Source organism: Tardiphaga sp. GW821-FHT12E02 (assembly GCF_058807155.1).
Genome location: NZ_JBXAQK010000001.1, coordinates 2,707,905 through 2,731,653 on the forward strand (window position 1 = coordinate 2,707,905; position 23,749 = coordinate 2,731,653).

Annotated in this window: 18 protein-coding genes; 11 read left to right on the forward strand and 7 right to left on the reverse strand. The window is 62.6% G+C overall.

Features of this window, described 5'->3' with window-relative positions:
• Nucleotides 1–60 precede the first annotated feature (60 nt).
• The 3 genes from AC1RQ5_RS12760 to AC1RQ5_RS12770 all read right to left on the reverse strand — a co-directional run bounded on the left by AC1RQ5_RS12760 (nucleotide 61) and on the right by AC1RQ5_RS12770 (nucleotide 1,955).
• Entirely contained in the window at nucleotides 61–942 is an 882-nt protein-coding gene (locus AC1RQ5_RS12760) for a helix-turn-helix domain-containing protein (RefSeq protein ID WP_493199360.1), read from the reverse strand.
• 204 nt (nucleotides 943–1,146) lie between these two features.
• Nucleotides 1,147–1,719, reverse strand: coding sequence for a Fic/DOC family protein (locus AC1RQ5_RS12765; RefSeq protein ID WP_493199361.1), 573 nt, complete (start codon nucleotides 1,717–1,719; stop codon nucleotides 1,147–1,149).
• A gap of 8 nt (nucleotides 1,720–1,727) precedes the next feature.
• Complete coding sequence (locus AC1RQ5_RS12770; protein WP_493199363.1) at nucleotides 1,728–1,955, reverse strand: hypothetical protein; 228 nt, start codon at nucleotides 1,953–1,955, stop codon at nucleotides 1,728–1,730.
• A gap of 182 nt (nucleotides 1,956–2,137) precedes the next feature.
• On the opposite strand from AC1RQ5_RS12770, the gene AC1RQ5_RS12775 reads away from it, so the two are divergent.
• From AC1RQ5_RS12775 to AC1RQ5_RS12800, 6 genes are all read left to right on the forward strand, one after another.
• Nucleotides 2,138–3,721: a Do family serine endopeptidase gene (locus AC1RQ5_RS12775; RefSeq protein ID WP_493199365.1), complete on the forward strand. Its 1,584-nt coding sequence runs from the start codon at nucleotides 2,138–2,140 to the stop codon at nucleotides 3,719–3,721.
• 216 nt (nucleotides 3,722–3,937) lie between these two features.
• Entirely contained in the window at nucleotides 3,938–4,678 is a 741-nt protein-coding gene (locus AC1RQ5_RS12780) for a winged helix-turn-helix domain-containing protein (RefSeq protein ID WP_398479054.1), read from the forward strand.
• A gap of 116 nt (nucleotides 4,679–4,794) precedes the next feature.
• Nucleotides 4,795–6,234, forward strand: a complete 1,440-nt coding sequence (locus tag AC1RQ5_RS12785) for a sensor histidine kinase (RefSeq protein ID WP_493199367.1) — start codon at nucleotides 4,795–4,797, stop codon at nucleotides 6,232–6,234.
• Nucleotides 6,231–9,197 carry a bifunctional [glutamine synthetase] adenylyltransferase/[glutamine synthetase]-adenylyl-L-tyrosine phosphorylase gene (locus AC1RQ5_RS12790; RefSeq protein ID WP_493199368.1) on the forward strand — a complete coding sequence of 989 codons (2,967 nt, stop codon included), beginning with the start codon at nucleotides 6,231–6,233 and terminating at the stop codon, nucleotides 9,195–9,197. Before AC1RQ5_RS12785 ends, AC1RQ5_RS12790 begins: the two co-directional genes overlap by 4 nt.
• Nucleotides 9,198–9,389: 192 nt before the next feature.
• Nucleotides 9,390–10,400, forward strand: coding sequence for a Vgb family protein (locus AC1RQ5_RS12795; RefSeq protein ID WP_493199370.1), 1,011 nt, complete (start codon nucleotides 9,390–9,392; stop codon nucleotides 10,398–10,400).
• A 217-nt stretch (nucleotides 10,401–10,617) separates the two neighbouring features.
• Nucleotides 10,618–12,846, forward strand: a complete 2,229-nt coding sequence (locus tag AC1RQ5_RS12800; protein ID WP_493199372.1) for a TonB-dependent receptor — start codon at nucleotides 10,618–10,620, stop codon at nucleotides 12,844–12,846.
• A gap of 91 nt (nucleotides 12,847–12,937) precedes the next feature.
• Here AC1RQ5_RS12800 and AC1RQ5_RS12805 read toward each other — a convergent pair whose 3' ends face one another.
• The 4 genes from AC1RQ5_RS12805 to AC1RQ5_RS12820 all read right to left on the reverse strand — a co-directional run bounded on the left by AC1RQ5_RS12805 (nucleotide 12,938) and on the right by AC1RQ5_RS12820 (nucleotide 18,627).
• Nucleotides 12,938–13,906: a Bug family tripartite tricarboxylate transporter substrate binding protein gene (locus AC1RQ5_RS12805; protein ID WP_493199374.1), complete on the reverse strand. Its 969-nt coding sequence runs from the start codon at nucleotides 13,904–13,906 to the stop codon at nucleotides 12,938–12,940.
• A gap of 188 nt (nucleotides 13,907–14,094) precedes the next feature.
• A complete protein-coding gene (locus AC1RQ5_RS12810; protein ID WP_493199375.1) occupies nucleotides 14,095–16,416 on the reverse strand; it encodes a PAS domain-containing sensor histidine kinase in 2,322 nt (773 codons plus the stop codon).
• Nucleotides 16,417–16,655: 239 nt separating this feature from the next.
• Complete coding sequence (locus AC1RQ5_RS12815) at nucleotides 16,656–17,624, reverse strand: zinc-binding dehydrogenase (RefSeq protein ID WP_493199377.1); 969 nt, start codon at nucleotides 17,622–17,624, stop codon at nucleotides 16,656–16,658.
• Between the two features lie 7 nt (nucleotides 17,625–17,631).
• Nucleotides 17,632–18,627 (reverse strand): NAD(P)H-dependent flavin oxidoreductase, encoded by a 996-nt coding sequence (locus tag AC1RQ5_RS12820; RefSeq protein ID WP_398478888.1) that lies wholly within the window; start codon nucleotides 18,625–18,627, stop codon nucleotides 17,632–17,634.
• Between the two features lie 30 nt (nucleotides 18,628–18,657).
• Between AC1RQ5_RS12820 and AC1RQ5_RS12825 the strand changes: the two genes are divergently transcribed.
• From AC1RQ5_RS12825 to AC1RQ5_RS12845, 5 genes are all read left to right on the forward strand, one after another.
• Nucleotides 18,658–19,284, forward strand: a complete 627-nt coding sequence (locus AC1RQ5_RS12825) for a MarR family winged helix-turn-helix transcriptional regulator (RefSeq protein ID WP_493199379.1) — start codon at nucleotides 18,658–18,660, stop codon at nucleotides 19,282–19,284.
• 69 nt (nucleotides 19,285–19,353) lie between these two features.
• Nucleotides 19,354–19,860 carry a (2Fe-2S)-binding protein gene (locus AC1RQ5_RS12830; protein WP_493199381.1) on the forward strand — a complete coding sequence of 169 codons (507 nt, stop codon included), beginning with the start codon at nucleotides 19,354–19,356 and terminating at the stop codon, nucleotides 19,858–19,860.
• The gene (locus AC1RQ5_RS12835) at nucleotides 19,857–20,843 is read left to right on the forward strand and encodes an FAD binding domain-containing protein (RefSeq protein WP_493199382.1); all 987 of its coding nucleotides are present in this window, start codon (nucleotides 19,857–19,859) and stop codon (nucleotides 20,841–20,843) included. Before AC1RQ5_RS12830 ends, AC1RQ5_RS12835 begins: the two co-directional genes overlap by 4 nt.
• A gap of 41 nt (nucleotides 20,844–20,884) precedes the next feature.
• On the forward strand, nucleotides 20,885–23,158 hold the full coding sequence (locus tag AC1RQ5_RS12840) for a xanthine dehydrogenase family protein molybdopterin-binding subunit (RefSeq protein ID WP_493203408.1): 2,274 nt from the start codon (nucleotides 20,885–20,887) through the stop codon (nucleotides 23,156–23,158).
• Between the two features lie 87 nt (nucleotides 23,159–23,245).
• On the forward strand, nucleotides 23,246–23,731 hold the full coding sequence (locus AC1RQ5_RS12845; protein WP_493199384.1) for a hypothetical protein: 486 nt from the start codon (nucleotides 23,246–23,248) through the stop codon (nucleotides 23,729–23,731).
• The last annotated feature ends 18 nt before the right edge of the window (nucleotides 23,732–23,749 follow it).

A 23,749-nucleotide genomic window follows, 5' to 3' on the forward strand; every position in this document is an offset into this window, starting at 1 on the left:
TGGGTGCACGGGATGTGTGTTTTTCAGCCGGGATTGTCTTCCATGATCCCGGGGCGGATATCAGGATTCCGGAACGGCGCGTGCGAAGGCCGCGGGCGTGATGCCGCGCAGGCGCTTGAAGGTGCCGGAAAAGTGGCTCTGGCTGCAGAACCCGGTTCGTGCTGCGACATTGGCAATTGGCATCTCGCCAGCGCGCAGAATGACCTCGGCGTGGCGGACGCGCTGCTCGAGAATGAAGGCATAGGGCGCAAGGCCCGTAGTGGCCTTGAAGCGGCGCGCAAATGTATCGACGGGCAGCCTGGCGATATCGGCAAGTTGTTGCAACGAGATATCCGCGGCGAGATGAGCGGTGATGAAGTCCTCGACCCGGCGCAGGACGGCGCCGCTCAACGGACCATACGTCTTGGGTCTCCGCTTGCAGCTGTCACGTTGAGCAATCCGATGCAGCACGAAGCCGGTGAGATGCTCGACATAGCCGTTCTCGACTTCGACACCTGCGGCGTGATCTTCCTGAAAGGCCTGCAGCGCAGCAGCGATCGCGGCGTCGCGCTGATTGAGCAAAGTGGGCAGTGTCTCGTTGCGAATGCCCAGCCGGGTCGTGAAGTCCGGATCGATCCAGAGCGCGGTGTAGACGAGATCGGCGTCGCGGTAATTGCCATCACGAATGACATTGGCCGGCACGAAGGACAGTGAGCCCGGCCGATCCATGCCGCGATAGCTCGTTTCGCCGGCACAGTTGATGCGCGTCTCGGCTGTGCCGCCCTGGCGCGTCAGGATGAGCACATGCGCTGGTGCCGACCATGTCACGTCGGCTTCCCGGCATGTCCAGCGCCGGTGATCGAGAATCACGCGGTTCTCGAGCCATCCCCGCGACGCCGGTGGATTGGCCATCACGCCTGATGCCTGAATGCGACCTGTGCCGAGCAATGGGTCCAGTGACATGTTGATCCCTGCGTCTTTCCGTGAGCCGACAGCCAAAGGTCCTACGGGACGGGCAGGGCGGCAAGATGACGGTAGGCCGCGGTTGCGTCATCCCGTCACAGCAATCTCGGTCGAAATTACAGGAGCCTATTTGTAAGCGTTTGACGCTGTGCCGTACTGTCTATCGGATGCTCTTCCATTCGTCGCGCCAATGTCTGGTTCCGATCAGCCGAGCAGCGCCGCAATGGCGGCTGCCAATTCGGTTTCGTTGCCCTCGAAACTGCGAATCATTGCATCCAGTATTCTTTCCGGATCCATCCGTTCCAGGTTCAATGGATGTCCTGCGTGGTGGGAAAGCAATGTTAGAAAAGCGAGTTGAGTGCGGCCATTACCTTCTCGGAACGGATGAATGGCATTCAACTCCGCAACGAAATGAGCAGCGCTCTGCGCATATGCCTCTGGTGACGCGTTTCGAAAACACGAGTCCGCTCGCAGTCCATCGAACAGTTTTATAAGCTCGGCATCGATATACTCCGGATAGCAGAATATATTGCCATCCTTTGCGATACGTACGGTGTGGGTATTGCCGGCCCAATCGTAGACGTCCTGAAACAGATGGGCGTGTATGGCGCAATAGTGCGAGGCATCCAGGTGGCCGACTGGCAGCGGTTCGGCTGCGCGCTGGCTGGTGATTTCTTTTTCGAAAGCGTCGAGCTGCTTCTGATCTCGTAGATCGAGCTTGTTGATGAGGACCGTAGTTCCCGGATAGCAATAGGGATCAACGACTGCATCATACATGGCTGCAGCTATGTGCGGCGATGAACGCGAATGATTGCTTCGCGGCGCTCTTCATCGGTAAGTCCGTCACGGTCGGCTTGGCGAACACGATCCGCCATTTCTTGCGACAGCCGAATCCCTTCGACTGCACTGATCTTCGCAAAGCCCTCCCGCCCGATCACAAAATCGGGGGGCGATGTCGCGCCGTTATCAGTTTTTCTGCCCATGGACGGATTATGCCATAAATTCAATGGCATGAATAGCTCGAACAGCCTCACGCCAAGCTGGAGATGCGCGCTTGTGCGCCATCCTGCCGCAGAATTGTTGCCCAAATTACAAAACCTTAATCCCCCTGCCAGCGCGCGGTAAGGTTGGCCCTGCCATCTTCGGATCACACAAGGCGCCTTGCCCCCAGCGCCGTGCTCTGGAGATTTCTTCGATGTCCGACCGTCCCACCGATTTTTCCTCTCTCCCGTCCTACAAGGCGCCGCGCCCTTCGCTGCTGTCCGTGCGCAAATTTGCGCTGATGGCCTCCGTCGTCGCCGGTCTCGGTGTTGCCGCCTATGGCATCTCGCCGTCGAAGGATGGCATCAATTTCACCACCGCCGCGCATGCGCAGGTGGACAAGCAGGTCAAGGCGCAGGCCGCGCAGCCGATGGGCTTTGCCGATATCGTCGAGCGTGTGAAGCCGTCGGTGATCTCGGTAAAGGTCAATATGAAGGAGAAGGTCGCGTCGAAGGACGACGACAACAGCGACTCGCCTTTCCAGCCGGGCTCGCCGATGGAGCGCTTCTTCAAGCGCTTCGGTGAAAACGGCGTGCCCCCCGGCATGCGTGGCAGTCCGCGCGGTGGCCGTGGCGTCGTCAGCGGCCAGGGCTCCGGCTTCTTCATCTCGGCCGACGGCTATGCCGTGACCAATAATCACGTGGTCGATGGCGCCGACAAGGTCGAGGTCAACACCGATGACGGCAAGACCTATTCGGCCAAAGTGATCGGCACCGATCCACGCACCGATCTGGCGCTGATCAAGGTCGATGGCCGCACCGATTTCCCGTTCGCCAAGCTCGCCGACGGCAAGCCGCGTATCGGTGACTGGGTGCTGGCAGTCGGCAATCCGTTCGGCCTCGGCGGCACCGTGACCTCTGGCATCGTCTCGGCCTCGGGTCGCGATATCGGCAACGGTCCGTATGATGATTTCATCCAGATCGACGCAGCCGTGAACAAGGGTAATTCCGGCGGTCCCGCTTTCGATGTGTCGGGTGAAGTGATGGGCGTCAACACCGCGATCTATTCGCCCTCGGGCGGCAGCGTCGGCATCGCGTTCTCGATCCCTGCGTCGACCGTGAAAACGGTTGTCGCACAGCTGAAGGACAAGGGTTCGGTCTCGCGTGGCTGGATCGGCGTCCAGATCCAGCCGGTGACGCAGGATATCGCCGACTCGCTCGGCCTGAAGAAGGCGGAAGGCGCATTGGTCGCCGAGCCGCAGTCGGACGGCCCGGCAGCGAAGGCCGGCGTCAAGTCGGGTGACGTCATCACCCAGGTGAATGGTCAGCCGGTGAAGGATGCCCGCGAACTCGCCCGCACCATCGGCGGCTTTGCACCGGGTAACACCGTGAAGCTCAACGTGATGTCGAAAGGCGAGGACAAGGTTCTGTCCATGACCCTGGGCACCATGCCGAGCGTGCAGGAAGCCAAGGCTGATTTCGGTGGCGACAAGGATACGTCCTCGCGCGGCTCCGATGTGCCGAAGCTCGGCCTCACGGTCTCGCCATCGAGCAGCGTGGCCGGTGCCGGCAAGGAAGGCGTCGTCGTCACCGGCGTCGATCCGAAGAGTGCCGCTGCCGAGCGTGGCTTCAAGGAAGGCGATGTCATTCTCGAAGTCGCCGGCAAGAATGTCACCACACCGGGTGACGTGCGCGAGGCGATCGTCGCCGCGCATGCCGACAAGAAGAACAGCGTGCTGATCCGGGTTCGCTCGGGTGGCTCATCCAAGTTCGTCGCGGTGCCGCTGGCCAAGGGCTGAGCATCGCGCTGAGACGGAGAGTGTCGCCGGCATAGTCGCCCCCGCTGACGGTGCTTTCCAGGGAGCGAGTGAATAGCTCGCTCCCACTCTTCCCTTCCGAAGGATAGTGCCCCCTTCCGTCGGAAGGCGTGTGGGCGGCGAGGTTTCCCCCAGCCTCGCCGTCCATCCATTTCAGGCGGACCATCCGCCGCCTTGCATGAGAGCCGAGTGCACGCCATGGTGACCGAAGTTCAATCGATCCGCGCCGACGCGATCCAGTCCAGAGCCGCTCCCGCAATGCGCCTTCTCATCATCGAAGACGACCGCGAATCCGCCGACTATCTCGTCAAGGCGTTTCGCGAAGTCGGCCACATCGCCGATCATGCCGCCGATGGCGAGGAGGGCTTTGCCCTCGCCGACAGCGGTGATTACGACGTGCTCGTGGTCGATCGAATGCTGCCCAAGCGCGATGGTCTCTCGGTGATCGGCGGGTTGCGCGACAAAGGCAATCGCACGCCGGCTTTGATCCTCTCCGCGCTCGGCCAGGTCGATGACCGCATCAAGGGCCTGCGCGCCGGTGGCGACGACTATCTGCCCAAACCGTATTCATTCGCCGAGCTACTCGCCCGCGTCGAAGTGTTATCGCGCCGCCAGGGAGGGCCTGCCGAAGAGACGAGCTATCGCGTCGGCGATCTCGAACTCGACCGGCTGTCCCACGGCGTCACCCGCGGTGGTCAGGAGCTGATCCTGCAGCCGCGCGAATTTCGCCTGCTCGAATATTTGATGAAACATGCCGGGCAGGTGGTGACGCGCACCATGCTGCTGGAAAATGTCTGGGACTATCACTTTGATCCGCAGACCAATGTGATCGACGTCCACATCTCGCGCCTGCGCTCGAAGATCGACAAGGGTTTTGACCGCCCGCTGCTGCATACGATCCGCGGCGCCGGTTATATGGTGCGCGACGGGGTAAAGTAGGCAAAGCCGGATAGAGCGCAGCGCAGTCCGGGAATGTCGAGACTGTTAAAGCGCAGGGGCCCGGGTTACGCTGTGTTTCACCCGGGCTACAGGTCCGTATCCTCGAGAGACGTTTCGTGACCGCCCTCGGTAAACTCTTCCGCACCACCGCATTCCGGCTGACGCTTGCCTATCTGCTGTTGTTCGCGTTTTTCGCCACAGCTTTGCTCGGCTACTTCGCCTGGAATACGAACCGGCTCATCAACGACCAGATCACCACCACGGTGAACAGCGAGATGAGCGAGCTCAGCGAGCTCTATCAGCGCCGCGGGCTGCGCGGCATCGTCTTTGCCATCGAGAACCGCGCGCTGCGGCCGGGCGCCAATCTCTATCTCATCACCACGCCGGCCGGGCAGTCCGTGGCCGGCAATGTGTCGTCGCTGGCGCCGGGGATTCTGGAGAAGACCGGCTGGTCGGAGACGCCGTATCGCCGGCTCGACGATCCCGATTCGCCGAACCATCGTGCGCTGGTGAAAGTCGAGGCGCTGTCCAGCGGCTTCCGTCTGTTGATCGGTCACGATCTGGAGGAGCGCCGGCGGCTGTTCGACATGGTCGAGGATGCTGCAAAATGGTCGGTGCTGATCGTGGTCGTGCTCGGCCTTGGCGGCGGCATCTTTGTATCGCGCCGCGTGCTGCGCAAGATTGATGCGATCACCGGCACCACCCAGCGTATCATGGCCGGCGATCTGTCGGGCCGATTGCCGGTCGGACGCAGCGGCGACGAGTTGGACCGTCTGGCGGAAAATCTCAACACGATGCTGGAGCGCATCGAGGCGCTGATGAGTGGCCTCAAGGAGGTCTCCGACAATATCGCGCATGATCTGAAGACGCCGCTGACACGGCTGCGCAATCGCGCCGAGGAAGCACTCGCACGCGCCAGCAACGAGACGGAATATCGGGCTGCGCTGGAGCGCACCATCGAGGAATCCGATGGGTTGATCCGAACCTTCAACGCATTGCTGATGATCGCACGTGCCGAGTCCGGCCAGGCCCGCGGCAACATGGACGTGTTCGATGTGGCGGACGTGGCTGCCGGCATCCACGAACTTTATGAACCGCTCGCGGAAGATGCCGATCTCGTTCTCAAGGTCGAAGCGTCCATCGCGCCCGTACATGGCAATCGCGAACTGGTCAGCCAGGCGCTGGCCAATCTCGTCGAGAATGCCATCAAATACGGCAAGCCGGAAACGGGCGAGGGTGCAGCAGCGCCCGAGATTCTGATCGAAGCGCGCCGCGAGGGCGATCAGGTGCTGCTCAGCGTCTCCGATCACGGTGCGGGTATTCCCGAGGCTGATCGCAAACATGCGGTGGAGCGTTTTGTGCGGCTGGAAGCGAGCCGGACATTGCCTGGCTCGGGCCTCGGGCTCAGCCTCGCATCGGCCGTTGCCAAGCTGCATCATGGTGAATTGCGACTCGGCGACAACAATCCCGGCCTGCGTGTGACATTGGTATTACCGGCCGCAACCGGAGAGGCCCTTGCGGGGCAAAGCGCGAATGTGCAACAGAAGTCGGCATGACTTCTGTCAAAAGAGGCGAGGGCCAGCCGATGCTGGCCGCGCAATTCGTGAGCGGACCGGAACTGTTCGATGCCACCGAGGCCGAACGCCGTTTCGCTGATTGGCTCACGGATATTGCGCCTGATCAGGCCAGCGCATTGCAGGCCATTGTCGATCAGTATCCATATGCCCGCGCCATTCTGTTCGGGATTGCGGAAGCTTCTCCGTATCTTTTCGATCTGATCCGCACCGATGCATCGCGCGCGCTGCGCGTGCTGAACGGTGATCCCGACCAGGCGCTGCCCGGTCTGATCGCGCATGCGGTTGAGCTTGTAGGCGAAGCCTCCAGCGAAGCCGATGTGATGATCGCGCTGCGGCGGATGAAATCCGAAGCGGCACTGATGATTGCGCTATGCGATATCGGCGGCGTGTGGCCGGTGATGCGCGTGACGCGCGCACTGACCGATCTCGCGATCACCTCGGTGCAGGCTGCCATCCACTATCTGCTGACGCAGGAAGCCGGCCGCGGTCGTATCCTGCCGCCGGATCCGGCCAAGCCAGAAGAGGGGAGCGGCCTGATCGTCTTCGCCATGGGCAAGATGGGCGCGGGCGAACTGAATTATTCCAGCGACATCGACCTCATTGTCTATTTCGATCTCGAACAGCATACGCTGGCCGAGGATATCGAACCGAACACATTCTTTGTGCGCGTCGCCCAGGGCATGTCGCGCCTGCTGCAGCAGCGCACCGGCGACGGCTATGTGTTCCGTGTCGATCTGCGATTGCGTCCTGATCCGGCCTCGACGCCGGTGGCCGTCTCGACCGCATCCGCGCTGTATTATTACGAGCGCGAGGGCCGCACCTGGGAACGCGCGGCGATGATCAAGGCGCTGCCTTGCGCTGGCGATCCCAAGGCCGGCGAGCGTATGCTGGCCGATATCTCCCCCTTCGTCTGGCGCAAGCATCTGGATTTCGCAGCTTTGGCCGATGTCCATGACATGAAGCGCCAGATGCAGACCTATCGCGGCCAGAGCGAGATTTCGGTCGAGGGCCACAACGTGAAGGTCGGCCGCGGCGGCATTCGCGAGATCGAATTCTTTGCGCAAACGCAGCAATTGATCGCGGGTGGCCGCCATCCGGAGTTGCGTGTTCGGCCGACGCTGGATGCGTTGACTATTCTCGCCGCCAATAACTGGATCACTGATGAGGTGCGCGACGAACTCACGCGCGCCTATGAATTCCTGCGCCGCGTCGAACATCGCCTGCAGATGATCGCCGACGAGCAGACGCATGCGCTGCCGGACGAGGTGGAAGCGGTCGAGCGCTTCGCACGCTTCTTCGGCTATGCCAGCCGCGAAGCTTTCGTGCGCGATCTCCTGATGCACCTCAATTGCGTGCAGGGGCACTATGGTCGCCTGTTCGAAGGCGATGCCACCGACGACAATCATCTCCCGGCGGTCGATTACAAGGCGGGCGCCTCCGATCAACGCCTGCTCGAACATCTCAACAAGCTCGGCTTCCGTAAGCCGGCGATGGTGGCGCAGACGGTGCAGCACTGGATGCTGGACGACGACTATCGCGCGCTGCGGGTCGAAGCCACGCGGCAGGCCTTTCTCGATTTCGTCCCGACGCTGATTGTCGGTCTCGCCGATGCCGAGGAGCCAGACAGCGCGGTGATCGCCTTCGATCGGTTCCTGCAGGCGCTTCAGCGCGGTGGGCGATTGATCTCGCTGCTCAGCCAGAATCGCGATCTCGTGGCACTTGTCGCACTCGTGCTGGGTGCGGCGCCACGGCTTGCGGATATGCTGGCGCGGCAGCCGCAGCTCGTCGATGGCCTGATCGATCCGCGCTTCTTTGGCGCGATGCCGGATCGCCGCGAGCTGTCGCTGCGCCTGGCGGCGACACTCGAAGACGCCAACTCCTATGAGGAATTCCTCGATCGCCTGCGCCTGTTCGGGCAGGAGAGCCTGTTCCTGATCGGCACCCGCATCCTGTCCGGCACGGTGACGGCGCCGCAGGCGAGCACAGCGTTTGCCGATGTCGCCGAAGGCATCGCACAGACGCTGCACGGCCTCGTGCTCGACCAGTTCATCGCGCAACATGGCCGCATCGAGGGGCAGGAAACGGCGATCATCGCCATGGGCCGGCTCGGCAGCCGCGAGATGACGGCGTCGTCCGATCTCGATCTGATCCTGATCTACGACTTCGATCATGACGCGCCGGATTCCGATGGCCCGCGCTCGCTGCATGGCGCGCAATATTTTGCGCGGCTGACCCAGCGCCTGATCAGCGCCTTCACCACGCGCACCAATTACGGTGTGTTGTATGAAGTCGATATGCGGCTGCGGCCGTCGGGGCGCTCGGGTCCGCTGGCGTCGCGCATCGATTCGTTCTCCGAATATCAGCAGACCGAAGCCTGGACCTGGGAGCATATGGCGCTGACGCGCGCGCGCGTCATCTCGGCATCGCCGGCGTTTCGCGACAAGGTCGAAGCCGCCATTCGCGAGGTGCTGGTCCGTCCCCGCGAGCATGGCATCATTGCCAATGATGTCGCCGAGATGCGCCAGGCCATCGCCGAGGAAAAGGGCGAGGACGATATCTGGGATATCAAATATGCCGCCGGCGGCATGGTCGATATCGAATTCATCGCGCAATATCTGCAGCTCATCCATGCGGCGGAAAAGCCTGCGATCCTGAGCGTGAATACGCACCAGGTGCTGGAAAATGCCGCTAAGCTCGGCGTGCTGAAGACAGAGCATTTCGATGTGCTGCGGCGGGCGATGCGGCTGTTCAGCGACCTCACGCAAATCCTGCGGCTATGTGTCAGCGATGGCTTCAAGTCCGAGACCGCAGGCGCCGATCTTCTTCGCCTGCTTGCGCGCGTCAGCAACGAGCCGGATTTCTCCTCGCTGGAAGCGCGTGTGCGCGAGATCCAGCACGATGTGCGCGACGTGTTTCGCCAGATCGTGGATGTGCAGGGCTGAAGCGGACGGATTGTCGCACCCGGGCGGTTGTGCGGAGCGTCGGCGAATGCAAGCACGCGAATGGCTGGATCAATTCCAGACACGTGCCATTGTGTCAGCTGTATCGTCTCCTCTACGCAAGCAATGTTGTCGCGCGCTGCAGCCCGATGGCCGCACGCGCTGACGCGTTCATTGCTTGATCGAGGAACCGATATGCCATTTCGACGCGCTCACGCCGCCATCGTTGTTTTGGCCCTGGCCGGAGTCATTGCCCCCACGTATGCGAAAGCCGAGAGCATTTCTCTCGTCGAGACCTCGCTGCCGGGCGAAGGACAGCGTCCGCAAGGCGTCGTCCTCGGTCCCGACGGCAATATGTGGGTCACCGAAGTCATCAAGCATCAGATTTTTCGCGTGACGCCGGAGGGCACGGCCACGGCATTCCGTGTGCCCGGCGACAAGGTTGGCGTTCTGCAGGGCATCACTGCAGGGCCTGACGGCAATCTGTGGTTCACGTCGCGCGAAGAGAACGCGATCCGGCGGATCTCGCCGAAGGGCGAATTCAACGGCATGTTCGTCATTCCGTCGCAGGCGACGACGCCGACCAAGTTCAACACCGGCTCATGGCCGCGCGGGATCACAGTTGGGCCTGATGGCCAGATCTGGTTTGCCGAGATGGCGGCAAACAAGATCGGGCGCATCACGCTGACGGGCGAATTCAAGGAGTTCGACATTCCCACAGAAAATGCGCAGGCCTATGGCGTGGTCTCGGCACCGGACGGAAATCTGTGGTTCACGGAAAGCAACGCGGGAAAGATCGGCCGCCTCGAGATCAGGACCGGGAAGATCACGGAATTTGCGCTGAGCAATCCGCAATCGCGACCGCGCGACATCACCGTCGGGCCCGATGGTCATCTCTGGTTTTCGCTGAACGGCTCGGATCAGATCGGCCGCATTTCGATGAGCGGTGAGATCAAGGAATTTCCGCTGCCGGCGGACACCAAGCCGATCGGAATCGCGAGCGGCGGCGATGGCAATGTGTGGTTCACGGCATTCAAGCCGCACAAGATCGGTCGCATCACGCCGGCTGGTGTCGTCTCATTCTTCGACCTGAAGACAGAGAATGCGCAGCCATTCGGAATGACAACAGGTCCGAACGGCACGATCTGGTTCACGTCGCAGGCGAACCAGGTCGGGCGTGTCGAGCAGTCTGCTCAGCGCAAATAACGACGGTGGAAGGTCGGCTGTCGCAATGCCGAAGCGGGTTGCATGCCGCTCGTATCGGCGTGATCGGCGCGAACAGTTAGATAGAATCTAGGCGCACCGCAATTGTGACCGCACGGTGTCATCCTGTAAGGCGCCCCTTGTTGGTTGACAGAAGTCAGCCGGGAATGGGGCAAGAATTCACATGGCGTGCGGGTCCAATCTTCATACAAATTCTCTGATGGCGGCGGTCAGCGTCACGGCGCTGCTGCTCGGTGGCGGGGACGCTGCCGCACAGGCCGCGCGTGAACTTCCTGCCGTCGAAGTGCATGCGCCGAAGCCGCGTGCAACCCGCAGAGCCGTTCCGCGCCCGAGCGTCACGCGCGCGCCGCAGGCAGCGCCGCGCGTGGTTGCGCCACGTCTGCCGACCACACCACCGACCGGCACCATGGGCAATCTGCCCGCCGCCTATGCCGGCGGCCAGGTCGCGTCCGGCAGCCAGGTCGGCCTGCTCGGCAATCGCGGCGTCATGGACACGCCGTTTAACCAGACCAGCTACACTGCTCAGACCATTCAGGATCAGCAGGCGCGCAAGCTCGACGACGTGTTTGCGAATGATCCATCGGTGCGCGTCACCGTCCCGCGTCTCAGCGGCTTCGATCAGGTGAATATCCGCGGCTTCAGCGTGTCCAGTACGGGATACGGGATCAACGGCCTCTACGGCATCGCCTCGGCTTTCTCGACATCGTCGCTGGGGGCATTCGAACGGGTCGAGGTGCTGAAGGGACCGTCGGCCCTGCTCAACGGCATGCCGCCGAGCGGCGGCGGCGTTGGCGGCAGCGTCAATCTGGTGACCAAGCGGGCCGGCGAGGTACCATTCGCTCAGCTCACCAACACCTATTCGTCGCGCTCGCAATTCGGCACCCATCTGGATGTCGGGCAACGGTTCGGCGAGTTCAAGGAATTCGGTGTCCGCTTCAATGGCAGCTACAAGGACGGTAACACCGAACTGGCCAATCAGAGCCAGGAAGTCGGCAACGCCTTCCTCGGTCTCGACTATCGCGGCGAGCGCGTGCGCCTGTCCGCAGACCTCGGCTATGATTACAACAATGCCACCGCGATGACGCGCTTTGTCGATCTCGGCAATCTGACGGCCGTCCCGAAGGCGCCCGATGCGCGCGCGAACTACATGCCGAGTTGGGGCTTCTGGGCGTCGGAATCGCGTTACGCCATTGTGCAGGGTGAGGTGGACATCACCGAGAACCTCACAGCCTATGCGCAAGCTGGACTCAGCAAGAGCAACACGCGCTACCTCTATTCGGATATCCGGCTCACCAATCTCAACGGTGATTTCACCGGCGATCCCCGGCGCAACAACCAGGAGCACGACCGGGTCGCAGCCCAGGCTGGCTTCCGGGCGAATGTCGATACCGGTCCAGTCAACCACGCCATCAATTTCAATGTAGCAGCGTCGGGGGCCGATACCGGCATCTATAACGACACCGGAACGCGTTTTACGTCGAACCTCTACAACCCCCGTCCGTCTCCCGTGCCGAATGTTCCGGTTCGCGCCCCCAACACGACTGGCAAGTTCAATCTGTCCAGCTTTGGTGTCGCCGATACCATGTCGGTCTGGAACGGGCGCATTCAGCTGACCGTCGGCGTGCGGCACCAATATGTGGAATCGGAATCATTCGATATGCGTACCGGAGCGAGGACCGGCGGTTACGATACGTCTGCGACCACTCCAGCCTATGCATTTGTGATCAAGCCGCTCGAGAATGTCTCGATCTATGCCAACTATATCGAGGCGCTGGAAGCGGGCACGATCGTCGGCGATCAGTATGCAAATCGAGGTCAGGTACTGCCGCCTTATCGCACGACGCAGCACGAAATGGGCGTGAAAGTCGATTGGGGGCGGATCACGACCACCGTCAGCGCGTTTGACATTGTGCGGCCGATGCAGCTGGTCGATCGTTCGGTCACGCCGAATATCCTCACGCAGTCCGGCGAGAACCGCAATCGTGGCGTTGAACTCAATGCATTCGGCGAGGTCGCCGACGGTGTCCGCCTCCTGGGTGGCGTGATGTTCCTCGATGCGCGCCAGCAGCGGACCGACAACGGCACCTATGATGGCAATCGCACGTTCAACGTTCCCGACACCCAGCTCAATCTCGGCGGCGAGTGGGATGTGCCGTTCATTCCTGGCTTCACGCTGACGGGCCGGGCCATCTATACGGGATCATACTGGACTGACCCTGCCAACAAGGTCTACGGCCCGAGCTGGACCCGCTACGATGCCGGCGCGCGCTACACATTCGTATCGCCCTGGAATGCCAAGCCTATAGTCGTGCGCTTTTCGGTCGAGAACCTGCTCGATACCAATTATTGGCAGGCCTCGACCAATGACGGCTACGTCATCCTCGCTGCGCCGCGAACATATATGGTGTCGACGACGTTTAATTTCTGACATCCGCATTCCCAGCGGAGCGTATCACCGAGCATCAGACCGCCGCGTCATTGTCGCGGCGGTCTTTGCATTGACGAGGCGTGCGTCGAACTTACTGCTCCGGCTTGACCTTGCCGACCTCGACCACCGTCTTCCAGCGATCGAGCTCTTTCTCCAGGAATGTCTGAAACTCCGCGCTCGAATTCGCCACGACCTCGAAGCCGCTGTCATTCAGCTTCTTCTTCAGGTCGGGTGAGGTGAGGGCACCGGTGATGGATGTTTCGAGCTTGGTCTTCGCATCCGCCGGCAATCCCTTTGGTGCAACGAAGGCCTGCCATGAATAGATGTTGAGATCGCTGATGCCGAGCTCCTTCAAGGTCGGCGTGTCCGGGAAGGAGTCGGAGGGCGTGTCGCTGGTCACGGCCAGCAGCTTCACCTTGCCGCCGCGAATATAGTTGGCGACAGCGCCGAGATTCTGGAACGAGACATCCACGTGGCTGCCGATCAGATCCGTATGCGCTTGCGAGCCGCCCTTATAGGGCGTGTGGATGCCCGTGGTGCCGGTCTTCTGCCAGAACAACACGGCGGAGAGATGATCCGATGAGCCGACGCCTGACGACGCGAAGGTGACCTTGTCCGGGTTCTTCTTCAGATAGTCTATGAACTCCTTCACCGTATTGGCCGGGAAGTCCGGCCGGGTGATCAGCACATTTGGATTGCGCACCGCGACGGAGAGCAGGTCGAAATCTTTCAGCGGATGATAGCCGGGATCCTTGTACAGCACCGGATTGATGGCGATGACGCCGATCGAGCCTACCATGAGCGTGTAGCCGTCCGGCTTCGAGCGCGCGAGCTGCGTGGCGCCGATCGATCCATTGGCGCCGGGCTTGTTCTCGATGATGAAGGATTGCCCGAAGCTTTCCTGCATCTTTTGGGTGGTCATGCGCGCGACGTTGTCGCTGGCGCCTCCGGGCGTGAACGGCACGATCACCGTCACGGATTTGGCAGGATAGTCCTGTGCAGGCGCAGCCGACGGCAATGTCAGCACCAACAGCGCGGCTGCGAAATGGCTCAGCTTCATCGCGTTCTCTCCCTGGAATGATGTTGATTGACGGCGACGTCTGCGCGTCGCTCGTGGTCGCATATGCACAGGCCATCGTTCTCCAGAATGAGGAGACGATCGCTGTTCACAATCTAGAGTATAATGATGGGAGCCGCATCCAAGCGGCTATTCGACGCGCCGTCGTCGAAGGGGGCCTGCGTCGAAGCTCAGGCTGCCCTGGAGATCTGTGCCGCGCACCGGCCTTCCAGTGGCAGCGAGATGCACACCACGGTGCCGACGGCGGGCTTCGAGCGCAGCTTCATGGCGCCGCCATGCAGGCCGGTGAGGGATTTGGCGATGGCAAGGCCGAGACCGGAGCCGTGATAGGTCTTGGTGAGCTGGCTCTCCACCTGCTCGAACGGGCGTCCCAGCCGCTTCAGCGCATGCGGTGCAATGCCGATACCGCTGTCGGCGATGATGAGCGCGACCGAATTCTTCATCACCCGGCTGCGCACGGTGACGCGCCCACCATCGGGCGTAAATTTTACGGCATTGGAAAGAAGATTGACGAGGATCTGCTTGATGGCGCGGCGGTCGGCGGTGACGGCGACGTCGGTGGCGAGATCGGCGCTGAGTGTGAGGCTCTTGGCTTCGGCGCGACCGGAGACGACGCGCAGGGATTCCGACAGGATCTGGCCGAGATCGAGTGGCTCAAGATCCAGCTTCATGCGGCCGGCCTCGATCTTCGACATGTCGAGGATGTCGTTGATCACTTCGAGCAGATAGTGGCCGCTGGTGAGAATGTCGTGGCAGTATTCGCCATATTTATCCGAGCCGAGCTGGCCGAACATGCCGCTGCCCATGATCTCGGAAAAGCCGATGATGGCATTGAGCGGCGTGCGCAGCTCGTGGCTCATATTGGCCAGGAATTTCGACTTCGTGGCATTGGCCTCTTCGGCGCGGTTCTTCTCGTCCGAGTATTTTTGCGCGAGATCGGCGAGTTCGAGCGCCTGTTTCTCGAGTGCCGCCTGCGAATGCTTGAGATCGATGACGGTGGCGCGCAGGCGCAGGTCATTGTCGATCAGCTTCTGCTCGTGCTCCTTGATGCGGGTGATGTCGGTGCCCACCGACACGTAGCCGCCATCCTTGGTGCGGCGCTCGCTGATATGCAGCCAGGTGCCGTTTTCGAGCTGGGCCTCGAAGGTGCGCGCGCCCTGGGCAGCACTGGTGGAATCGGCGAGGCGCGAGCGAACTTCGGGCATACTGCCGACTTCGAGCACCGTCTCATAGGGCGTGCCCGGCTTCACCGCAGAGTCCGGTAGCTTGTGCAGGCGCTGGAAGTGCGAATTGCACAGCACCAGGCGATCCTCGGCATCCCACAGCACGAAGGCTTCCGGAATCGTCTCGATGGCGTCGCGCAGGCGGACATCGGCTTCCACGCTCTTCTGCGCAAGGCTCTTCTGTTCGGTGACGTCGATGGCGATGCCGATCAGGTGCTGGCTGCCATCGGTCTGGCCGCCCACCAGTTCGCAGCGCAGCTGCAGCCAGATCCAGTGACCATCGCTATGCTGCATGCGGAATGTCTGGTCGATATGGTCGAGTTGCTGCGAGACGAGCTGGTCCGCGATCTCGAACAGATTGATGTCTTCCGGCCGCACCAGTGCATTCACTTCGCCGAAGGTGAGGAGGTCACTGCGGCTGTCGAGGCCGAGCATGGTGAACATGGATTGCGACCAGAAGATGCGGCCGCGTGACAGGTCCCAGTCCCACAATCCGCAGCGGCCGCGATTGAGCGCGGTGTCGATGCGGCCGCGCACGGCGTCATTGATGGCGTCGCCTTCGCGGGCGCGGGTGGATTGCCAGTGAAAGGCGAAGCCCAGGATCAGCACCACGAAGCCGGTGGTGGCGGAGAGGGTGATCGACAGCGCCGATTCCGAGCGCCAGACGGAGTCATTGTTCTCCTGCAGCACGATGATCTGGCCGGGCAGCGCGCGAACGATGCGGCGCGTGGCGAGCGCCTGGCTGCCGTCGGCCAGCGTGACGTCGAACACGTCGGTGCGCTGGCTTTGTGCCGACATGTTCTGCACGGCGCTGAGCATGTCGAGCACGCGCTTGCTGTCGCGGTCGGGCACATCCGCCGGCATACGCGCGATGATGCTCTGGTCGGCACCGAGCACGATCACATGACGGCTGGGCGCGATGCCCCAGGCGGGGATCAGGCTCGGCAGCAACGCCTGCAGGCGTTCGATGGCGACCGGGCGATCCTGCCGTACGGCGCCGTTGCGATCGAGACGTTCGGCTGCGAGATCGCCGACGGCGGCGAGGTCGCGCTTCAGCGCAGCCTGCTTCTGGCGGCTGTGATCGACGACCTGCACGAAGGCGCCGAAGAAAATCGTGATGAGAAATGCGATGATCAGCGTCGGGACTGCGCGACGAAGAGCGGGTTCTGCGATGAGCAACCGGTGATAAGCCGGCTTCGCCATCGATTGCGCCAATCCTTTAATCGAATCGGATTGGACGCATGCGTTATCCGCATGCGCACGCGACATACTTGGCCCCCTCGGAAATTTGCAGTGTCGATCGAACCCCAAACGCCCCGCTTCGAATCGACAAGTCCAATATGAATCCACTTTCCCCACAGTGTCGAGAGTCAACGAAACGTTAACGTGAAATAAATGCTATCCAACGGAAACTGAGTGCGTGTTCGGACTCAAAAACGAGTCCGAAACGCGAACGCCGCGCAGATGATGCGCGGCGTTTTTCGTTGCGATGACTCGTTGTGCGCGCGTTACAGCGTCACCACGATCTTGCCGAGATGCTTGTTGGCTTCCATGTGATCGAACGCCGTTCCGATCTCGGCGAACGGATACACCTTGTCGATCGGCAGCTTCAGCTTGCCGGCTTCCACTGCCGGCCAGATGTCGGCGCGCACCGCACTGAAGATATCGCGGATCTCTTGCAGGGACCTGGTGCGGAAGGTGACACCGACATAGCTGATGCGTCGCGCCGCATGCAGGTCGAAATTGAAATCGCCATGGGTGCCGCCGAGACGGCCGACATTGACGATGCGGCCGAGCACCTTTGTCGCCTTCAGATTCTGGTTGGCGACCGGGCCGGAGATCTGGTCGATGATCAGATCGACGCCGTCGCCATTGGTGGCTTTGAGCACCTCATCAACCCAGCCGGCGTCTTTCGAATCGATGGCGAGATCAGCACCGAACTCGCCGAGCCGGCCGCGACGCGCTGCATGGGTCGATGAGCCGATCACCGGCTTCGCGCCCTTGAGCTTGGCGATCTGCAAGGCCATCAGGCCGACGCCGGAGCTGGCGCCCTGGATCAGCACCGATTGTCCCGCCTGCAATCCGCCGACCGTGACAAGCGCATTGTGCATGGTCGAGAGCGCGACGGGCAGGGTGCTCGCGATCTCGAAGCCCATGCCCGTCGGGATATGGAACAGGCGGCCATGATCCGTCACCGTATATTCCGCGAATGCCGCACCGCCCGAGCCCATCACGCGTTCGCCGACCGTGAAGCCTTTTGCATCGGGCCCGAGTCCGGCGATCTCGCCGGCCCATTCCATGCCAAGCACGGTGCCGACACCGCCGGCTGCGCCATGGACATGGCCCTTGGTCATGCCGAGATCGGCGCGGTTGAGGCCGCAGGCCTTCACCTTGACCAGCACCTGCGTGCCCGTCGGCTTTGGCGCGGCGATGTCGGTGATCGCCGGGCCGCTCTCTGTATAGACGTAAGCCTTCATCGCACGATCACTCCGCCGCCTGGCGCTGACCGCCGCCAAGCATCGCTTCCAGTCGCGCGCGAATGATCGTCTCGGCGTCGTGGATGATGCGCGACACCAGTTCCTGGCACGACGGGATGTCGTGGATCAGGCCCTGGACCTGGCCGGCCGACCAGATGCCGTCCTCGCTGTCGCCGGTGGAATAGACCAGCTTGCCGCGCGCGCCGGCGACCAGATCCTTGATCTGCTCGAAGGTCGCGCCTTCTTTCTCCATCGCCACCACCTGCTGGCTCACCGCATTCTTGGCCACCCGCGAGGTATTGCGCATGGTGCGGAAGATCAGGTCGGTGCCGCGCTCGTCATTGGCGACGATGCGCTCCTTCACCAGCTGATGGATCGGGCTCTCCTTGGTGCACATGAAGCGCGTGCCCATATTGATGCCCTCGGCACCGAGTGCGAGCGCCGCCACAAGCCCGCGGCCATCGCCAAAACCGCCGGAGGCGATCATCGGGATCTTGATCTTGTCGGCAGCGGCCGGGATCAGGATCAGGCCGGGCGTGTCGTCCTCGCCGGGATGGCCGGCGCATTCAAAGCCGTCGATGGAGATCGCATCCACGCCCATGCGCTCGGCAGAGAGGCCGTGGCGCACGCTGGTGCATTTGTGGATCACCTTGATGCCGTGCTTCTTGAATTCGTCCACATGCTCCTGCGGCTTGTTGCCGGCGGTCTCCACCACCTTGATCCCGGCCTCGATGATGGCCTGGCGATATTCCGCATAAGGCGGCGGCTTGATGGTCGGCAGGATGGTGAGATTGACGCCGAACGGCTTGTCGGTGAGGTCGCGGGTGCGCGCGATTTCCTTGGTCAGGTCTTCCGGTGTCGGCTGGGTCAGCGCGGTGATGAGCCCGAGCGCGCCGGCATTGGCGACGCCGGCGACGAGCTCGGCGCGGCCGACCCATTGCATGCCGCCCTGGACGATCGGGTGTTCGACGCCGACGAGTTCGGTGAAGCGTGTCTTGATCATAATGGGTCCTCTTGTTTCCCCGGAGGCGCGTTGGGCGCCGATTGGTTCTTGCTTGTTCGGGCGGAGGATGCCGGTGGGGCGCGGCGATGTCTACCGCCACGGAACATGGCCCCATGCGCCGGAGATGCAGGTCTGATGCGTGCGACGCCGCGGTGCCCATCGCTGGAACTCGCGGCGCGAACATGCTTTTCTGCGGCCATGAGCAAGACGACTGCCAAGCCGACCACCGAGCCGTCCCAGGACGAGATTGAGCAGATGACGCGCGTGTTCGAGCGGTTCTCGCGGCGCTTCAAGGTGGCCGAGGCTGCTGCTGCCGCCGACAACGCGCTCAATGCGCTGGATGCGCAGACGCTGGTCTATGTCGATCAGCATCCAGGCTGTCTGATGGGCGACGTCGCGCGCTTCCTCAATGTCGCCATGACCACGATGTCATCTTCCATCGATCGCCTGGTGAAGAAGGCATTCGTCGAGCGGCGCCGGCCCGAAGACAATCGCCGGTCCGTGGCACTGAGCACGACGGATGCCGGACGGGGAGTCGTCGAAGACCATATCGCCGGCTATCGCTCGACCTGCCTGATCATGCTGCGCGCACTCGACCCGATCGAGCGTAAGGAGTTGATCCGGCTGACAGAAAAAATTGCTGACAACGAAACTTGAACATTACGAAGTTCGTATTATCTCGAGCGTGCCGCCGGCCCGTAAGGCTGGCTCCTGACGGAGGCGCTCATGGCCATCGCCATCAATGGTACGGATTATTCGCTACCCGACGACCCCCGGGTCTCGCTCCTCGATCTCCTGCGCGAACAGGCCGGTCTGACCGGCACCAAACTCGGCTGCAACCAGGGTGCCTGCGGGGCCTGCACCGTCATTCTCGACGGCGAGCGCGTGCTGTCCTGCCTGACGCTGGCAGTGCAGGCGGATGGGCGCTCCGTGACCACCATCGAAGGCCTGAGCGAGCCGGGCGTGTTGCATCCCTTGCAGCAGGCCTTCATCGCGCATGACGGCTTCCAGTGCGGCTACTGCACGCCGGGGCAGATCTGCTCGGCGATCGCGATGCTCGGCGAGATGCGCCGCGGTGATCCCAGTTACGTCACATCCGACCTTGCCGCCGGCCAAAGCAGCACCACGCGTGAGGAAATCCGCGAGCGCATGAGCGGCAACCTGTGCCGCTGCGGGGCGCATCACGGCATTGTCGAAGCCATTGAAGAACAGCTGGTGGGAGACGCCGCATGACGCCGTTTCATTACCAGCGCGCGGCGGATGCGGCCGACGCCTTGGCGCTTGCCGGTGCCGGCCAATGCCGTTTCCTCGGCGGCGGCACCAATCTCGTCGATCTGATGCGGCAGAATATCGAGACGCCTGCTGCATTGGTGGATGTGAGCCGCATGCCGGCGTCCATCGAGCAAGAGGGCGATGGTGGTCTGGTTATCGGTGCCGCGGTCCGCAACAGTGTCCTTGCGGCGCATCCCGTGGTGCGGGCGCGCTATCCCATGCTGTCCCGCGCCTTGCTTGCAGGCGCCTCGGCGCAGATACGCAACATGGCGACGGTCGGCGGCAATCTGTTGCAGCGGACGCGCTGCGCCTACTTCTATGACCCCGCCGGCTCCCGCTGCAACAAGCGCGTGCCCGGTGCGGGCTGCGACGCCATCGACGGTTTCAGTCGCAATCATGCGATCCTCGGCACGTCGCCGAACTGTATCGCAACGCATCCGTCCGACATGTGCGTCGCGCTCGCGGCGCTGGATGCGACCGTGCATCTGTGCGGTCCCGACGGCACACGGCACGTTCCGCTGCTGGATTTCCATCAGTTGCCAGCGAATGATCCCCACATCGAGACGGTGCTGCGCCCGGCTGAGCTGATCACCGCCATCTCGATCGCGCCGAATGCGGCGGCTGCGCATTCGCGCTATCGCAAGGTCCGCGATCGTTCGAGCTACGCTTTCGCGCTCGTCTCGGTCGCGGCCGGGCTGGATCTCGCCGATGGCCGGATCAGGGATATCAGGATCGCGTTCGGCGGTGTTGCCGCCAAGCCGTGGCGCGCCTTGCAGGCCGAGAGCATCTTGCGCGGCGAGGCTCCGACCCGGGAAAACTTCCTGCGCGCAGCCGATGCCGAACTCGCCGCAGCAAAACCCACCGAAGCCAATGCCTTCAAGATCGAGCTCGCAAAGCGAACCATGGCCGCCGTCCTTGGCGAACTGACAGGAGCAGGCGCATGAGCAAATTGCAGAATGCGATCATCGGCGGTGTCCGCACGGCGATGGGCTATGTGCCGTCGAACTGGTTGCCGGGCGGCACGCCCGATCCGCTGATCGACAAGCGCGTGGCCCTCGGCACCCAGCAGTCACGAGTCGATGGTCCCGACAAGGTGCGGGGCGCCGCGCGCTTCGCGGCCGAAGTGCCGATGGATCGCCTGACCTATGCGGCTTTCGTGCATTCGACCATCGCACGCGGAAGGATCACGGCGCTCGATCTGGCTGCTGCGGAAGCAGCACCCGGCGTCGTGCTGGTGATGACCCATCGCAATGCACCGAAGATTGCGCTGCCGCCGCCGATCGGCGTGACGAATCTCAAGGCTGCGGGAAACAACATTCTCCCGATCATGCAGGACGCCGAGATCCGCTGGAACGGGCAGACGGTCGCTCTGGTGCTCGCAGAAACCCAGGAGCAGGCGAACCATGCAGCCTCGCTGATTGCGGTTCGTTACGAGCAAAGTGCGTCCCGCACGAATTTCGAGAATGCCAAGGCAGATGCAACGACGCCCGACTCGCTGATGCTCGAACGCAACCGGCTGAAGCGTGGCGATCCGGATGCGGCATTCCGAAATGCCGCGGGCCGCGTCGATGCGGTCTATCGGACACCGTGGCACAATCACAATCCGATCGAGCCCAATGCCGCCACCATCGCCTGGCAAGGCGATCGCCTGATCGTGCACGACGCGACCCAGATGCTGAACGCCACGGCTGGTTCGCTCGCCAAGGTGTTCGGCATCAAGGAGACGCAGGTGTTTGTGAGTTCTCCCTTTGTTGGCGGCGCCTTCGGCGGCAAGGCGCTGTGGGATCACCAGATCCTGGGGGCTGCGGCATCGAAACTCGCGGGTCGGCCGGTGCGGATCGCTCTGTCGCGCGCCAGCATGCACCGGCTGATCGGCGGTCGCAGCCAGACCGAGCAGCGCGTGGCGCTGGCGGCGGATCCGAGCGGCCGACTGACTGTCATGGTGCATCAAGGATATTCCGTAAAGCCACCGCACAGCGTCTGCGAAGAGACCTTCACGCTGTCAGGTCGCTCGCTCTACGACGCGGACAGCTACGATATCGTGCAGCACACGCTCGATCTCGATCTGCTGGCCAATACGTTCATGCGCGCGCCCGGCGAGGCGGTCGGCACCTTCGCCATCGAGAGCGCCATGGACGAACTGGCGCACAAGCTTGGCATCGATCCGATAGCGTTGAGGCTGCGCAATATCGGCGACGCCGATCCGGTCAGCGGCGCGCCGCATTCGCAGAGCGACTTGCCCCTGGCCTATGAGCTCGGCGCGAAAAAGTTCGGCTGGGAGCGCCGCACCGCAATGCCAAGGTCGCAGCAGGACGGCGAATGGCTGGTCGGCATGGGCTGCGCGACCGGTTCATTTCCGTATGTGCGGATGCCCGGAATGTCGGCGCGGATCACCATCGACGGCGAAGGCCGTGCGACGGTGTCGAGCGCGGCGCACGAGATGGGCATGGGCACGGCAACGGTGCAGCGGCAGCACGCGGCGGATCGTCTTGGCCTGCCGCTCGATGATGTCACCGTGCGGATCGGCGACACTGACCTGCCATTCGGCAGCTTTGCCGGCGGCTCCTCGCAGACGGCCTCGCTCGGCGCGGCGATCAACGCCGCCAGCGTGAAACTGGCCGGAGATCTGTTGCGCCTTGCGGGCAACGATACGCCGCTTGCGGGGCTGCGGGCGCACGAGGTCGAATTCGCCAATCACGGGCTGCGCAAGATCGGCGAGCCATCGCGCTACGAGAGCTTCGTATCCATCCTCAAGCGCGCGGCACGCAGCGAGATCAGCGTGATCGGCGAGAGCAGTGCGCCGCTCGAATTGCTGAAATTCTCCATGCATAGCCGGTCCGCCGTCTTCTGTGAGCTCCGCGTCAGCGAGGTGACCGGCGAAGTCCGCGTCACCCGTCTCGTCGGCGCGTTCGATTGCGGCCGTATCCTCAATCCCAAGACCGCGGCCAGCCAGTTTCGTGGCGGCATGATCATGGGCCTCGGCATGGCGCTGACCGAAGAAACCCTGCTCGACAAACGGAGCGGGCGCATCATGAGCGCATCCATGGCGGACTATCACGTCCCCGTGCACCTCGACGTGCCGGAGATCGATGTGTTGTGGACGGACATTCCCGACCCCCGCACCCCGATGGGGGGGCGCGGCATCGGCGAGATCGGCATTGCCGGTGTGGCCGCAGCCATCGCCAATGCGGTGTTCAACGCGACCGGACAACGGGTTCGCGACCTGCCGATCACGCCGGACAAGCTGCTCGGCGACTGACCCATCCTGATTGCCAAATGAACCATCCGGCATGGTGCCGGGACATATGAGGCGACGCGACCGGCGTCGGTCCAAAGGGAGTATCTCATGATCACTTCGCAGAAAGCTTTCGTGGCCATCGCCGGTCTGGCGGTGTGCGTCCTTGCGGCGACACCGGCTTCCGCACAATCGGCGCCGTTCTCGGGAATGCACGGCGCCTGGTCGGGCTCGGGGACAATCGCTCTCTCTGACGGATCGAAGGAACGGCTGCGCTGCCGCGCCAGCTATCGCGTATCGGCGGGCGACAGCACCCTGCAGCAGTCGCTGCGCTGCGCCAGCGACAGCTACAAATTCGAGCTCAGCAGCGATGTGGTGAGCGAGGGAGGCCGGGTGTCAGGCACGTGGAGCGAAACCTCGCGCGGCATCAGCGGCAGCCTGCAGGGCCGCGCCAGTGGTGGCCGGATCGCGGTTGCGGCGGATTCGCCGATGTTCTCGGCCAATATCACGCTGACGACGACCGGCAACAAACAGTCCGTGTCGATCACGTCGCAGGGCGACATTCGCCAGGTATCGATCGCAATGGTGAAGAGCTAGCAGGCCGTAGCCGTCTTT

Coding starts and splice junctions, on each gene's coding strand:
- AC1RQ5_RS12760 (WP_493199360.1), bottom strand. CDS start 942: ATGTCACTGGACCCATTGCTCGGCACAGGTCGCATTCAGGCATCAGGC.
- AC1RQ5_RS12765 (WP_493199361.1), bottom strand. CDS start 1,719: ATGTATGATGCAGTCGTTGATCCCTATTGCTATCCGGGAACTACGGTC.
- AC1RQ5_RS12770 (WP_493199363.1), bottom strand. CDS start 1,955: ATGCCATTGAATTTATGGCATAATCCGTCCATGGGCAGAAAAACTGAT.
- AC1RQ5_RS12775 (WP_493199365.1), top strand. CDS start 2,138: ATGTCCGACCGTCCCACCGATTTTTCCTCTCTCCCGTCCTACAAGGCG.
- AC1RQ5_RS12780 (WP_398479054.1), top strand. CDS start 3,938: ATGGTGACCGAAGTTCAATCGATCCGCGCCGACGCGATCCAGTCCAGA.
- AC1RQ5_RS12790 (WP_493199368.1), top strand. CDS start 6,231: ATGACTTCTGTCAAAAGAGGCGAGGGCCAGCCGATGCTGGCCGCGCAA.
- AC1RQ5_RS12795 (WP_493199370.1), top strand. CDS start 9,390: ATGCCATTTCGACGCGCTCACGCCGCCATCGTTGTTTTGGCCCTGGCC.
- AC1RQ5_RS12800 (WP_493199372.1), top strand. CDS start 10,618: ATGGCGGCGGTCAGCGTCACGGCGCTGCTGCTCGGTGGCGGGGACGCT.
- AC1RQ5_RS12805 (WP_493199374.1), bottom strand. CDS start 13,906: ATGAAGCTGAGCCATTTCGCAGCCGCGCTGTTGGTGCTGACATTGCCG.
- AC1RQ5_RS12810 (WP_493199375.1), bottom strand. CDS start 16,416: ATGTCGCGTGCGCATGCGGATAACGCATGCGTCCAATCCGATTCGATT.
- AC1RQ5_RS12815 (WP_493199377.1), bottom strand. CDS start 17,624: ATGAAGGCTTACGTCTATACAGAGAGCGGCCCGGCGATCACCGACATC.
- AC1RQ5_RS12820 (WP_398478888.1), bottom strand. CDS start 18,627: ATGATCAAGACACGCTTCACCGAACTCGTCGGCGTCGAACACCCGATC.
- AC1RQ5_RS12830 (WP_493199381.1), top strand. CDS start 19,354: ATGGCCATCGCCATCAATGGTACGGATTATTCGCTACCCGACGACCCC.
- AC1RQ5_RS12835 (WP_493199382.1), top strand. CDS start 19,857: ATGACGCCGTTTCATTACCAGCGCGCGGCGGATGCGGCCGACGCCTTG.
- AC1RQ5_RS12840 (WP_493203408.1), top strand. CDS start 20,885: ATGGGCTATGTGCCGTCGAACTGGTTGCCGGGCGGCACGCCCGATCCG.
- AC1RQ5_RS12845 (WP_493199384.1), top strand. CDS start 23,246: ATGATCACTTCGCAGAAAGCTTTCGTGGCCATCGCCGGTCTGGCGGTG.